9 protein-coding genes, 2 tRNA genes and 1 rRNA gene are annotated in these 13,804 nt (G+C 56.9%); 3 read left to right on the top strand and 9 right to left on the bottom strand.

Annotated features, from left to right (window positions below; genetic code table 11):
* Nucleotides 1–30: 30 nt before the first annotated feature.
* The 4 genes from B5E43_RS09055 to B5E43_RS09040 form a co-directional block, all read right to left on the bottom strand.
* A complete protein-coding gene (locus B5E43_RS09055) occupies nt 31–1,359 on the bottom strand; it encodes a 2-hydroxyacyl-CoA dehydratase (RefSeq protein ID WP_087395974.1) in 1,329 nt (442 codons plus the stop codon).
* Between the two features lie 32 nt (nt 1,360–1,391).
* Nucleotides 1,392–4,325 carry an acyl-CoA dehydratase activase gene (locus B5E43_RS09050; RefSeq protein WP_087395972.1) on the bottom strand — a complete coding sequence of 978 codons (2,934 nt, stop codon included), beginning with the start codon at nt 4,323–4,325 and terminating at the stop codon, nt 1,392–1,394.
* A gap of 266 nt (nt 4,326–4,591) precedes the next feature.
* Entirely contained in the window at nt 4,592–7,858 is a 3,267-nt protein-coding gene (locus tag B5E43_RS09045; protein WP_087395970.1) for a M56 family metallopeptidase, read from the bottom strand.
* Nucleotides 7,855–8,235: a BlaI/MecI/CopY family transcriptional regulator gene (locus B5E43_RS09040; RefSeq protein ID WP_087395968.1), complete on the bottom strand. Its 381-nt coding sequence runs from the start codon at nt 8,233–8,235 to the stop codon at nt 7,855–7,857. The genes B5E43_RS09045 and B5E43_RS09040 overlap by 4 nt, the downstream gene beginning before the upstream one ends.
* A 207-nt stretch (nt 8,236–8,442) precedes the next feature.
* Between B5E43_RS09040 and B5E43_RS09035 the strand changes: the two genes are divergently transcribed.
* From B5E43_RS09035 to gltS, 3 genes are all read left to right on the top strand, one after another.
* Nucleotides 8,443–9,768: an ATP-binding protein gene (locus tag B5E43_RS09035; RefSeq protein WP_087395966.1), complete on the top strand. Its 1,326-nt coding sequence runs from the start codon at nt 8,443–8,445 to the stop codon at nt 9,766–9,768.
* On the top strand, nt 9,749–10,582 hold the full coding sequence (locus B5E43_RS09030) for a DNA-binding domain-containing protein (RefSeq protein ID WP_087395964.1): 834 nt from the start codon (nt 9,749–9,751) through the stop codon (nt 10,580–10,582). The genes B5E43_RS09035 and B5E43_RS09030 overlap by 20 nt, the downstream gene beginning before the upstream one ends.
* A gap of 222 nt (nt 10,583–10,804) precedes the next feature.
* Nucleotides 10,805–12,049 (top strand): sodium/glutamate symporter, encoded by a 1,245-nt coding sequence (gene gltS / locus B5E43_RS09025; RefSeq protein ID WP_087395962.1) that lies wholly within the window; start codon nt 10,805–10,807, stop codon nt 12,047–12,049.
* Nucleotides 12,050–12,085: 36 nt separating this feature from the next.
* On the opposite strand, the gene B5E43_RS09020 is transcribed toward gltS, so the two are convergent.
* The 5 genes from B5E43_RS09020 to B5E43_RS09000 all read right to left on the bottom strand — a co-directional run bounded on the left by B5E43_RS09020 (nt 12,086) and on the right by B5E43_RS09000 (nt 13,642).
* Nucleotides 12,086–12,688 carry an epoxyqueuosine reductase QueH gene (locus B5E43_RS09020; RefSeq protein ID WP_164475083.1) on the bottom strand — a complete coding sequence of 201 codons (603 nt, stop codon included), beginning with the start codon at nt 12,686–12,688 and terminating at the stop codon, nt 12,086–12,088.
* Between the two features lie 9 nt (nt 12,689–12,697).
* Nucleotides 12,698–13,201 carry an SLOG family protein gene (locus B5E43_RS09015; RefSeq protein ID WP_087395960.1) on the bottom strand — a complete coding sequence of 168 codons (504 nt, stop codon included), beginning with the start codon at nt 13,199–13,201 and terminating at the stop codon, nt 12,698–12,700.
* 127 nt (nt 13,202–13,328) lie between these two features.
* Nucleotides 13,329–13,444, bottom strand: a 5S ribosomal RNA gene (gene rrf / locus B5E43_RS09010).
* A 44-nt stretch (nt 13,445–13,488) separates the two neighbouring features.
* Nucleotides 13,489–13,563 (bottom strand) — tRNA-Glu (locus B5E43_RS09005).
* Nucleotides 13,564–13,566: 3 nt separating this feature from the next.
* Nucleotides 13,567–13,642: transfer RNA gene (locus tag B5E43_RS09000), tRNA-Lys, on the bottom strand.
* Nucleotides 13,643–13,804 lie beyond the last annotated feature (162 nt).

Below are 13,804 nucleotides of genomic sequence, written 5' to 3'. Positions count from 1 at the left end.
GCTTCTCCATACCGCGCGTGTTTGTTCTGATCAGGAGTGGGCGTGGACCAGCTTGGGCACCACGTCGGGCTGGGGAGAGCGCTGGGCTCCCTCCTGCTGGGTCAGGCCCTTGGCGTTGGCCAGCATGAGCTTGATGCGGTTCTCCTGGTTGATCTTGGTGGCACCGGGGTCGTAGTCGATGGCCACCACGTTGCTGTAGGGATAGTCGTCCTTCAGCTTGCGGATCATACCCTTGCCCACGATGTGGTTGGGCAGGCAGCCGAAAGGCTGGGTGCAGACGATGTTGGGGGTGCCGGAGTGAATGAGCTCCAGCATCTCGGCGGTGAGCAGCCAGCCCTCCCCCATCTTGTTGCCATCGCCCAGGTAGCCCTTCACCAGCTCATGGAGCTGACGGAAGGTGCCGGGGGCACGGAAGCGGCCGGATTTCTCCAGAGCCTCGATCATATCCTTCTGGCAGCCCTCGATGTAGGACATGAAGGCCCGGCAGGCAGCCTTCTTGATCCACTTGCCGCCGTAGAGCTCCACATCGGACACCCGGTTGAAGATTTTAAAGATGATAAAGTCGGTCAGTCCGGGCACCACCGGCTCCACCCCCTCGGAGAGGAGGAACTGCTCCAGATTGTTATTGCCCAGAGGAGCGAATTTTACGTAGATCTCGCCTACCACGCCCACCCGGATCTTGGGCTCTCCCGCCACGGGAATGGCGGCGAAGTCGGCGCAGATAGCGTCAAAAATGTCCCGCATTTGCTTGCGGCTCATGCCCTTGCCTGCCTGGAAGCCGTCCACCAGCTTCTGGGACCAGTGGGCAATCATCTGGTCGGTGGCTCCCTTCTCCACCTCATAGGGGCGGACCTGGTTGGCCACGTTGACGATGATATCGCCATACATCATGGCAAACACCGCTTTGCGGATAAAGGGGAGGGTGAGCTGGAAGCCCGGGTTCTTCTCCAGGCCGGACAGGTTCACCGACACCACGGGGATGTAGGCCATGTCCGCCTTCTCCAGAGCCTTCCGGAGCAGGTGGATGTAGTTGCTGGCCCGGCAGCCGCCGCCAGTCTGGGTGATGAGCAGGCCCACCTTGTGGGGGTCGTAGCCCCCGTGCTTCACCGCGTCGATGAGCTGGCCAATGACCAGCAGGGCGGGATAGCAGGTATCGTTGTGGACGTACTTCAGGCCCTCGTCCACGATCCCCCGGTGATTGGTGGTGAGCATATCCACCTTATAGCCCTCGCACTCCAGCAGCTTCTGCATCATACCGAAGTGGACGGGCAGCATCTGGGGCATGAGAAGGGTGTACTCCTCCTTCATCTCCTTGGTAAACAGCAGACGTCCGGTCTCATCATACACAAGTTTCGCCATAGGGATCTCCTTTCCACATGACCCTTGGTGGATCACTGTTTGTTTCTCGCTTCAATGGCGGCCATCAGGCTCCGGATTCGGATCCGGACGGCCCCCAGGTTACTGATATCGTCAATTTTCAACTGGGTATAGAGCTTGCCGCCCTCCTCCAGGATAGAGCGCATCTCGTCGCCGGTGATGGCGTCGATGCCGCAGCCGAAGGACACCAGCTGGATGACCTCCATGTCCTTCTGGGTGCACACATACCGAGCGGCGTTGTACATGCGGGCGTGGTAGGTCCACTGGTTGAGAACGTGGCGGGGTGCCTTACCCTCCAGGTAGGCCACCGCGTCCTCAGTGACCAGGATAAAGCCGTAGGAGGTGATCAGGTCGTTGATGCCGTGGTTGATCTCCGGGTCCATGTGGTAGGGACGGCCGCAGACCACCAGGATGGGCTTGCCCTCCTTCCGGGCCTGGTCGATGTAGGCCCGGCCGGTGGTGTGGATGTCCTCCTTGTAGGCGTCGTAGGCGGCGTAGGCCGCCTTTACCGCCGCAACGGTCTCCCGCTTGGGCACCTGGAACTCGTTGAAAAACCACTCCCCCGCCTTGCGCTCAAAGTCCTTGGGGCGGTGCAGGCCGAAGTAGGGATTGAGATAACGGGTCTGCTTGAGCTCGGGGACGTTGGCGGCCAGCAGCTCGGGGTAGTAGGCCACCACGGGGCAGTTGTAGTTGTTGTCGCTGACGCCCTCGTTGAAGTTGTAGGGCATGCAGGGGTAGAAAATGGCGTCCACCCTCGCCTCCACCAGGGCCTCCACATGGCCGTGGAGGAGCTTGGCGGGGTAGCACACCGTGTCGGAGGGGATGGTGCGCTGTCCCTTCAAATACAGCTTCCGGCTGGACTCGGGAGAGAGCACCACCTCAAAGTTCAGGCGGGTGAACAGCTCGAACCAGAAGGGCAGGTTCTCGTACATATTCAGGCCGAAGGGGATGCCGATCCGTCCCCGGGAGCCGTCCCCCTGGCCCTTGCCGTGGAGGGCACGGAGCTTGTTGTATTTATACCGCATCAGGTCGGGCTGACGGCTGGGCTCCTCCCCCAGGGGGCGGGAGCAGCGGTTGCCGGAGATGAAGCGGCGGCCGCCGTCAAAGGAGTTGACGGTGAGGGAGCAGTGGTTGGTACACAGGCCGCAGGTGGCGGGCTTGGCGGTGTGGGTAAACTTCTCCAGCGCCTGGGCGGACAGCAGGCTGCTGTGGTCCAGATGGAGGTCCCGGGCGGCCAGAGCGGCTCCGAAGGCCCCCATGATGCCCGCGATGGTGGGCCGGGTCACGTTCCGGCCCAGCTCCTGCTCAAAGGCCCGGAGGACCGCGTCATTGTGGAAGGTCCCGCCCTGGACCACGATGTGCTGGCCCAGATCATCAGGAGAAGCGGCGCGGATAACCTTATAGATTGCATTCTTCACGATGGAGGTGGACAGGCCCGCGGAGATATCCTCCACGCTGGCCCCGTCCTTCTGTGCCTGTTTCACCGAGGAGTTCATGAACACCGTACACCGGGAACCTAGATTCACTGGCTTCTTGGTGAACAACCCCAGCTTAGCAAAGTCGGCAATGTTGTAGCCCAGGGCCTTGGCAAAGGTCTCAATAAAAGAACCACAGCCCGAGGAGCAGGCCTCGTTGAGCATGATAGAGTCTACCGCACCATTGCGGATTTTAAAGCACTTCATGTCCTGGCCGCCGATGTCGATGATGAAGTCCACATCGGGCTCAAAGTGGGCGGCAGCCTTGTAGTGGGCCATGGTCTCCACCAGACCCAGATCGCAGGAGAAGGCGTTTTTAATGAGGTCTTCCCCATAGCCAGTGACCGCCGCACCCTTGATTTCAATTCGGTCCCCGCACAGTCCGTAGATGGTTTTCAACTGAGGAAGCACTACGGAGACGGGATTGCCCTGGTTGGACTGGTAGTGGGTGTACAGCAGGCCTCCGTCAGCCGTAATGAGGGCCAGCTTGGTGGTGGTGGAGCCGGCATCAATACCCAGCCAGGCGGGACCGGAATAGGTGTGGATATCCACCTCAGGGGGCTTCTTGGAATTGTGCCGGGCACAGAAGGCGTCGTACTCCTCCTGGCTGTTAAAGAGGGGGGGCATGGTGTCCACCAGAGTGGTGGTGTCCACACTCTCCTCCAGCTTCTTCAAAACCTCCTCAAAGGGGGCAGGCTGGTAATCGGTGGCGCACAGAGCAGCGCCCATGGCGGCAAAGCAGTCCCCATCCTCAGGGAAGATAGCGTGATCACTGTCCAGCTTCAGGGTCTCCACAAACCGCTCCCGCAGCCCCATGAGGAAGTGAAGCGGTCCGCCCAGAAAGACGATCTTGCCCTTCAGTTCCCGGCCCTGGGTCAAGCCGGCCACCGTCTGATCTACCACAGCCTGAAAAATAGAGGCAGCTACGTCCTCCTTCCGTCCGCCCTGGTTCAGAATGGGCTGGATGTCGCTTTTGGCAAACACGCCGCAGCGGGAGGCGATGGGATAAATTTTCTCGTGCTTGAGGGAGAGGGTGTCCAGCTCATTGACGGTTACGTTCATCAAGGTGGCCATCTGGTCAATGAAGGCCCCAGTACCGCCAGCGCAGGAGCCGTTCATCCGCTCCTCCAGAGCGCCGCCGAAGAAAATGATCTTGGCGTCCTCACCGCCTAACTCGATGACGGCGTCGGTATCGGGAATATATGTATTCACCGCCGCGGCGGTGGCATAGACCTCCTGGACAAAATCAATCCCGGCCGCATTGGCCACCCCCAGGCCAGCGGAACCGGTGATGGTGACCTTTATGTTCTGTCCAGAGAGCATGTCGCTGACGGAACGGAGGGTCTGGCAGGCCCGTTCCCGGGTCTTGGAATAGTGGCGCTCATAGGAGCGGAACAACAGCTTATTTTTCTCATCTAGCACCACCACCTTAACGGTAGTGGAGCCGATATCAATGCCAACGCGTAAACTCATGGTAACAAACTCCTGCCTTCGGGGCACATATAGGCGCAATGATACACTTATGTTCTCGTTATATTATGATATCGTTTCAAGGCGGGAAAAACAACGAAATTAACGGTTTCTTAACGCACCCACGGAGAGGAAAAACAGGAATTTAACAGGCGTTTTTCCGTCATTTTTTCCATATGGAACAGATTTTTCCCCTAAATATGACCAATTAGTGAATGCAGAAACGGCCCTGGCGGTTCCCCGCCAGGGCCGTTTAATGAACAATATCCTTATCCTTCCTCTTCCAATAGTCTGGCTGCAAATTCCGCCAGGGTGGGGTATTCCATAACCCCGTCGGCGTAGGCCTGGGCATAGGACTCCTCGTCCAGGGGGTACTCATTGGAATAGGTGACATAGCGTTCCACTCTGCCGTCCCGCTCCAGGGTGATCAGGTGCTTGTAGTAGCCGTACATGTGGTAACGCAGCCGGCCGTCCACCCACGGGCCGCCCGCCCAGGGGGCATTGGCCAGATCGTCCATCACAAAGCCGAAGTCGTAAAGGTAGATGTGAAGTTCTGTCCCCTCCTCCCCGCCGTCCAAGGTGGCCAGGGGGTTGAGCTGGGTGAGCTCCGCATCCAGATAGGCCTCGGGGTGGTCAGGGGTAATCGCCGGGTCCCGTACCTGCTCCAGCTCTTTGGCCAGTACCTGGTCCATACACGCCAGCACCGACTCATTTTGGACGGTGATGGTCTGGCCACTGCCGGCGGCCTGGCGGATGAGATCATAGAGCCCAGGGCAGTTGGTCAGGGTAATGGCCTCGCTGATGCTCACCTGATCTTCCGCCCGCCCGGCCATAAGGGAGATGCTCCACCCCGGAGAAATCAGTACCTCCACCTGCCACAGGCTGTGGTCCAGCCACTCCTCATCGTTGTGCCCCTCCAAGCTCTCCCGGGGCTGGCCGGCGGCCTCACGGATGAACTGAGCCAGTTCCTCCCGGTTTAGGTTGTCCGCCCACCCGTCCGGCAACGCACCCATATCCCAGGGGGTGATGGATAGGATGTCTTCGGTCTGAAGGCCGGCCATAGCGGACAGGACCTTCTCATAGTCAGCGGCCGCATCATTTGACAGGCTGACGTTACCGCCCACCTCGGTGCAGGTCCAGGTATTCCCCTCTACCCGCTCCAGACGGTACTCCCGGGTAAGCACCCACTCGCCTTCCTCATTCTGGTCCAGGCCTGCCCCCGCCATCCAATAGATGGTGTTGGGCTCCACCGGGTCCACGATCAGGGACAGGCGGATGCAGAACTCATCCTCCTCCCCAGGCAGAGTCCGGGTAAAGGTCCAGCTGTCCGCCAAAGCATCGGTAACTGCCCCGGGATCGTTCTCCGGCAGAGCCAGGTATGCTTGGGCTAGGGCCTTTCCAAAGGTTTGGGCCGTTTCGGCGAAGTTTCCGTCACTCTCAAAAATCATCCCTTCGGCCGAGAAGCCCTGGGAAATCTCCACACCCACCTGGTTGGCCACAAAATGGTACCCCTCTCCCGTCTGCCGCAGGGTGGCCACCAGCTGCCTGCCCTGGGCGTCGGGGAAATAATAGCTCGACTCATAGGTGAGATACACCAGGTCCCCCTCTCGGGTACCGCTGGTGACCGTGACAGAGGTGAAGTTGGTGTCCCCATGGTAATGGTAGTAGGCGTCATATTCCGCCAGATAAGTGAAGCTCCCCAGACCATACTGATTGGTCTCATCCAGGGTAAGGCCGGTATACTGAAACAGCGTCTGATCCATCTCTGCCCGGGTGATCTTGGTGCAGGGACAGTCGGGCTCCATCCCGCTGTAGCCCGTCTCCACCACCGCCTGGCGCTCCTGGGGAGTAAGGGCCTCGGATTCCCCGTCCAGGCCGCCCAGGTAGAAGAGTTGGAAGAGGTCGATGTCCTGGGGCTGGTCATAGAGAGAGGCGAAAAACAGATTCTGGATGGCAGTTCCCTTCTCCCCACTGTTGAAAAATTCCTCATTGAACCAGTCGATCTCCTCCTGGGTGAGGGAGGTACGTTCGGAGCTGTTTCGTTCCCTCTGCTGCCGGGCCAGGGTCTCCAGAGCCGTGGTCACGGTATACTCCTTCGGGTAAACCACCACCGGGGTATACCCCTCGGCGTCCCACTGGGCGGGGGCAAGGACATACACGTCCCCATCCCAGGGGCAGAGGAAGTATTGGTGCTCCTCTCCCCTTTGGGTGACCAGGGTGAGGGTGGAGGCATGGATGACTAACTCGCCCCAATCCGCCTCCACCGGGGTAAGCAGATCGTGGACCTTGTCATACAGGAGAGACCGGGCCTCCTCCAGTAGGTCCTCGTCGGTAATGGGATCGGGATATCCCTGGCTGGAATAGAGGGGCGGGGCATATCCAATGGACTGAGCCTGCCGAATCTCCGATTTGAATCCGTTGTAATCGGTGGCCCATCCTTCCGCCGCCCTTCCCCCGGCAAAGGTGAACACCACCGCCAAGGCCGCCAGGGACAGGGCCAGAAACAGGGCGGTCCTTTTGGTCTCCGGCTTCTTCACCAGTAGGGCAATGCGCTGCTGGATGGTGGTCTTCCCTCCGGTCATAGCGGTGGAGCAGGACACCAGATCCCCAGGTCGAAGGGACCGCCGGGCCACCAGCCCCACAAGGGTACGGCCGTAGGGGATACGTTCCGCCTCCCCCAGCCGCTCCACAGTCCCTTCGTCGCAAGCCAGCTCTCCGTCCCGCTTGGAACAGAGGACTGCCAGCCACACCAGGGGGTTATACCAGTGGAGAGCCAGGCACAGGCAGCGCAGGGCGGCCCAGATGTGGTCCTTATGGTGGTAGTGGGTCAGCTCATGGGCCAGCACATGCCGCCGTTCCCCCTCGGACAGTTCGGCTGCCTCGGCAGTCAGGTAGATGGCGGGGTGAAACAGGCCGAAGAGACAGGGAGAGGGTAGTCCCTCCGTCTCATAGACAGGCAGGGGACAGTCTGGAATTTCCAAGGTCTTTCGCATTTTTTCCAAGCGAAGGGCAAACCGCACATTGGGAACAAGAATCAGCAAAAGGGCGGCCAGTACCCCCACCCCCCAAATCAGCTGGAGGATTTCGGCCTGGGTAAAACAATCCAGATAGGTGGTCACTGTCTCCCCGTCCTCCGAGCGCTCCACATACCCCTGAGACCAGGGGCCAGGTCCCTCATACCCCGGTTCCAGGTCCTGGTAGTAGGGGTGGGTGTCGTCAATATTCTGGGTCTGGCCGGGGAACACAGGAACATAGGTGGTCTCCCAGGCGTCAGGTGCGTCGGGCACCGCCTGGGCGGAACTCATCGGAAGGGAAAGGGGCAGCTGGAAGGGCAGCAACAGCCGTACCAACACCACCCCCCACAGGGCATACCGTACCCGACAGGACAGCTTTCCCTTCAGAAAAGCCCCCAAACCCAACACAATTAAGATCAAAACCGATCCGCTCACCGCCCACTCCCCCAGCTGCTGAAGGCTGGGCAACACAGGCAGCAGCCACTGAAACAGAGCGTCTATGGGCATAAAAATGGCGTTCATTTCATCCCCTCCTCCGCCTTGCGCAGGATGTCATACAGCTCCTCAATCTCCGCCCGGGACAGGGCTTTCTCGTCTGCCATGGCCGACACCATCAGTCCCACACTCCCCCGGTACACCTTATCCAAGAAGGACCGGGTCTCCCGGCGTGCGGCCTTATCCCGCTCCAGAGCGGGGGTATAGTGCTTGGCTCGGTCCCGGACCTCTACCGTCACCAGCCCCTTCTCCTCCATCCGCCGCAGGGTGGTGATGGTGGTGCTCTTGGCCCACCCCACCTTGTCCCCCAGGGCAGCCACCAGCTCCATCACCGTCATGGGGCTGCGCTGCCACAGGCAGTCCATCACATACCACTCACTGTTGGTCAATACCTGTTCCTCCATGGGACATCCCTCCTGGTTTACTTTGTAAACCTAGCATAACACATTTGGTCTACTTTGTAAACCTAAAATAAAAACTGTCATTAAATTGTTACTTCTCCAGCGTGGAAAAAAGTGGACCAAATTTAAGGGAATCCCTTGACAAACTGCCCTAGTCTTTTAAGATGGAAGGGGTGTAATAAATTCGTAAATTTCCTGGGAGGTGCGGCCATGGCCTTTCTTTCCTTTCCGGACATGCGGCTCTCCCCCTGGCAGCGGGGAGCGGTCATTGGTCTGGCGGTTGCGCTGACCAGTCAGCTGTATTTTTCGGGGTTGGCGGATGGCTTTCGAGTCTCTGCCTCGGTCATCCTGTATCCCATATTACTGATGACCATGATGCGGGACAGCCACCGTCCCTTTTCCGGTCTGGTCGCTGGATTGTGCGTCATTTTGTTCCGGGTGGCGGGGGATCTGCTTTTGGGGGGAGCCCTTCTTCCCGCTTTGATTCGGGAATATCCAGGTGGGGTCTTCTATCTTTGCTACGACTGCCTGCTCTGCCTGTTGATTCGGGACCGCCGGGCCGTATCTCCTCCTCACCTCTTTTTCTCGCTGTTCACCTGCGACTTTTTGTCCAACTGGCTCAACCTGGCTCTGTCCAGCCTTACCTCCAGCACCGGCTATCCCGTCACCCTTACCACTCTGGCTGGACTGTTTCTAGCTCTGGCCCGCTCCCTGGCCGCTTGCCTGGTTTTGTGGTCCATACAGAACTACCGCCGCCTGCTGCTGCGGGAGGAACACGAGCGGCGTTACCGCCATCTGTTTTTGATGACTGCCAATCTAAAAACCGAGCTGTATTTTCTCAAAAAGGACGCAGAGGATATTGAAGCGGTCATGTCCAACGCCTACCGCCTGTATGAGCGGCTCAGCGGCATCGACGGCGAGGAAGAGAACGCCGCCCTGGCCCTGTCCATTGCCCGGGATGTCCATGAGGTGAAAAAGGACAACCTGCGCATTATTCGCGGAATTGAAGAAGAGGTCGCCGGAGCTTATGACCACCAGTCCATGTCTCTTCGGGACCTGCTCCATATTTTAGAAGTCACCACCCGCCAATTTTTGGGGCAACAGCGGGCGGAAATCCGCCTGGAGTGCCGGTGCCGGGATAATTTTCCCATTCTGGAGCACTATCGGCTGCTATCCATTTTAAAGAATCTGGTCACCAACGCCTTGGAGGCCATTCGGGCCGATAAAGGACGGGGAGTCGTTCGAGTGGATTGCCGACGGGACGGGGACTTCCTTGTGCTCAAGGTGGAGGACAACGGCCCCGGAATTTCCCCCCGCGCTATGGAGTTACTCTTTCAAGTGGGATATTCCACCAAATTTGACCCCGCCACCGGCGACATTAACCGTGGCGTGGGCCTGCCGGCCGTACAGTTTATCGCCCAGGAGCTGGGGGGCGAGGTAGAAGTTCACTCTCAGCTTGGTCAGGGGACCTGCTTTCAGGTCCGTCTGCCTCTGGACGCCGTGACAGGAGGGAATCATGAGGATCTACATCATTGAAGATGACATCTCCGTTATCAGTATCTTGGAGGACATCGTGGAGCGGAATGGTCTGGGAGCCATCTGCGGCGATACCGCAGACGGCCCCGCTGACCTGGACCGTATCCTGGCCATTGATCCCGACCTCATCCTGGTGGATCTCCTCATGCCGGAGCGGGACGGCATACAGGTCGTGCGGGAGCTGCGGGAACGGGGCTGCTCTGCCAAATTCATTATGCTCTCACAGGTATCCTCCAAGGAAATGATTGCCAAGGCCTATTCTGCTGGAATTGAATTTTTCATCCAAAAGCCCATCAATGTGATTGAAGTTGGCCAGGTCGTCCGCAATGTCACGCGTCAAATTGAAAATGAAAAAGCTCTAAATGCTATACAAAATGTCTTTGCTGCCCGGGCCCCCATTCCCCGGGAGGACCCAAATGAACGGGAACGCCGACGCCTAAAGTATATTCTCAGCCAGCTGGGCATGGCCGGAGAAAAGGGTGGACAAGATATCATTGAACTGTGCTTGCTTTTGCTACAGCGGCACCAAACCGCTTCTCAGGTAGGAATCAGCACCCTATGTGCCCAACTAGGTGACTCGCCAAAAACGGTGGAACAGAGAGCCCGGCGGGCTGTGGAACGTGGGCTGAACCACATTGCCAATCTGGGCCTGGAGGACTACAATAACGAGTTCTTTACCCGCTATGCCGCCCGCCTCTTCCCCTTCCAGGAGGTTCGTGCCCAGATGTCCTACCTCCAGGGAAAGGGCCCCGGGGGAAAAGCCAACTTAAAACGCTTTCTGGATGGCTTAATTATTTTGGCCGAGGAGGAGTAACACTCTCTTTCCTATTTGATGTGTGTTCTTATATCTGGTATATCATTCTCTGCGCTGGTCAAACTATATAAATATGTAGCTCTGTCTTTGTAATTTTCTGAAAACTTCTTTTTGGCCTCGTTGGATTTTGAAGGATTTTGACGCTTCCCTGTTAAAATACTAACGAGAAAAGGATCTTCCCGTTCACAGCCAGATTATTACAAAGAAAAGGAGAGATTGTTCATGCCAGAGATTACCCTGAACATGTACCAGACAGCGGCCATCGCTATGCTGCTGTTCGTACTGGGTCGCTATTTGACCAACCGCATCGAATTTCTGCGCAAGTGCTGCATCCCTGCTCCGGTGGTAGGCGGTCTGATCTTCGCCCTGGCCCATCTGGGCCTCTACATGGCCGGTGTAGTGGAGTTTAAATTTGACTCCAACGTCAAGGACTTCTTTATGACCCTGTTCTTCACCAGCGTAGGCTACACCGCCTGCTTCCGCCTACTCAAGCAAGGCAGCAAAAAGGTAATTACCTTCCTGTTGGTGGCCATCGTCATGGTCTTCCTCCAGAACATCCTCAGTTCCATTCTGGCCGGTGTCTTTGATTGGGACCTGCGTCTGGGCCTGTGCACCGGCTCTATCCCCATGGTGGGTGGCCACGGCACTGCCGGCTCCTATGGCCCCATGATGGAGAAGGATCTGGGTATCGCCACTGCTAATGTCATCGCGGTGGCTGCTGCCACCTATGGCTTGGTAGCCGGCTCCCTGATGGGTGGCCCCACTGCCCGCAGCATCATTAATAAGTACAACCTTCATTCCACTGAGAACACTGAAGAGCTCATGGAATTGGAAGATGAGTCCCCCGCCGAGAAGGAGAAGGCTGAGCGAGTCGACACCGAGTCCTTTACCAATGCCGCCATCCTGCTCATCGTAGCCTCCGGCCTGGGCACTCTGCTTACTCTGGCTCTGAATAACATCCACATTGAGATCGGCAACTTTGAGTTTAACTTCACCTTCCCCACCTACATCGGTGCCATGCTCATTGCCGCTATCATTCGTAATTTCTGCGACGCCAAGCACATTATCCTTCCTGCCAAAGCCCTGGATCTGTGGGGTAACGTATCCCTGTCCATCTTCTTGGCCATTGCTCTGATGTCTGTGGCCCTGTGGCAGCTTGCTGACGTAGCTGCCGCCATGATTGTGATGCTCTTGGCTCAGACCGTCCTTATGTTTATCTTTGCCCGCTTCGTAGTATATAACATCATGGGTCGGGACTACGAGGCCGCTGTCATGACCGCCGCCTTCTGTGGCTTCGGTATGGGCGCCACCCCCAACGCCATGGCCAACATGCAGGCTATTACCAAACGTTACGGCCCCGCCCCTCAGGCTTATTTCATCGTTCCCCTAGTGGGTTCCCTGTTCATCGACTTCTTCAATGGCCTCATTATTACCGGTTTCCTCAATATCCTACCTATCTTTGGATAAGCGGAACGTAACTTTTATAAAAACAGCGGGAACGGCTTAAACCGTTCCCGCTGTTTTTGCTTTGGTTTGCTGCTCCTGTTGCTGCGCTCTCCGCTCCTTCTTGCGGCGTTTCGCGCCCATATAACGATCTTCCTCACTGAAAATGCAACCACAGTACTTCTGCATGTAAAATCCATGTTCCCGCGCAAACTCCTGTCCCGCCTGAAACAGGGGCCGGAAGTCCCGATAGAGAAACTCCACCCCATACTTCTCTCCCATAGCCTGCGCGGTAGAACGAATCGCCTCGTGGTTCTGATAAGGGGAGATCAGCAAAGAGGTGGTAAAACTGTCGTAGCCGTTCTCGGCGGCGTAGCGGGCGGTCTCCTCCATTCGCACTCGGTAGCAATAGGCACAGCGTCCGTCAATGTTGTCTGCCACATGGGTAATAAAACTCCGCAGATCATAGGTCCCCCCGATGATCAGCTTCATTCCAATTTCCTTAACATACCCTTCCAATGTGGCTTTTCGGGCTTGATACTCGGTATAAGGGTGAATATTGGGATTGAACCAAAAGCCGGTAACCTGGATTCCTTCTTCCTGCAACAGGGCAATAGGTCGGTTGGCACAGGGTGCGCAGCAAATATGCATCAACGTTTTCATAGCTTTCTATCACTCCACAGGCAATATCTCTTGCTCTAAGCCCTGCTTCATGGCGTAGCTCAAAGTTTGAGCTGTCCCTCCCCCCGGTCCTCCGTCATAGACGACAATAATGCGCTTGGACCGATCCACCATGTAGCGGTTGCGCCGCATCATACAGCCCCGGTTATACCGGTGCTGTACCAGAGTTTCATAGTTGCACTGATCTAAAATCTTCCAATAACGTTGCTGTTCTGCCGCCGGCCAGCCGGAAGCCTGTCCCTCATAGGGACGCGCCCCTTCCAAGGTAATCTCCGGATAGGATTCACGCAGCTTCAAAACGGCCTCAGCAAAGTACAGGTCGGCTCCTCGCGCCATTCCACTAATAAAGTGTCGGTATCCATCCTGAAAGGCCCTCTCTAGTGCATCTGCCAGTTTTCTTTTCAATGCCAGACAACGGGGGTCCTCCTCCTGTTCTCCCCAGGGGAGCTTGTCCGGTCGATGACCAGTAAAGCAACAGGTTGTCTCTCGTTCCATGGATCTCCCCTCCTCATCTCCGGCAGTGCCCTCATTCTAATGGATTCCAAGGGAGAAGTCAATGGAAAAATAGAAAATTTGTTCGACTTTTAGCGACAAAAAATGGACAGCAAATGCTGTCCGCTTGTGTTGGCGTTACCTATTTTCCCGGTCCGTCTCCAGACAAGTATCTTCGGCAGAAATGAGCTTAACTTCCGTGTTCGGAATGGGAACGGGTGGACCCTCATTCTAATCAACACCAACTATTTTAATCGCTTCCGCGACTAAAACCAATATAAAGTTTTCAATGGTGACCCGTACGGGAATCGAACCCATGTTTGCGGCGTGAGAGGCCGCCGTCTTAACCGCTTGACCAACGGGCCATGTGGTGCGCCTTCAGGGATTCGAACCCGGGACCCACTGATTAAGAGTCAGTTGCTCTACCAACTGAGCTAAAGGCGCATACTTTCTTTTGAAAAAGAAAGTATGCAAAGAAAACTTCATTCTCTTTTACTTTCTCTTTCGCCAGAAGGGGGGCGCTTTCTCTACACCCTGAAAACCGAACAGTGAAACAACCTTCCTTCGCTTACAAGCGCCTGCATTCCTTCGAATCATTTAGGTCAA

The organism is Flavonifractor sp. An100 (assembly GCF_002161175.1).
Classification (GTDB): Bacteria; Bacillota; Clostridia; order Oscillospirales; family Oscillospiraceae; genus Lawsonibacter.
Note: the sequence above shows the minus strand (reverse complement) of the source record. Positions and strands in the feature narration are given on the sequence as shown.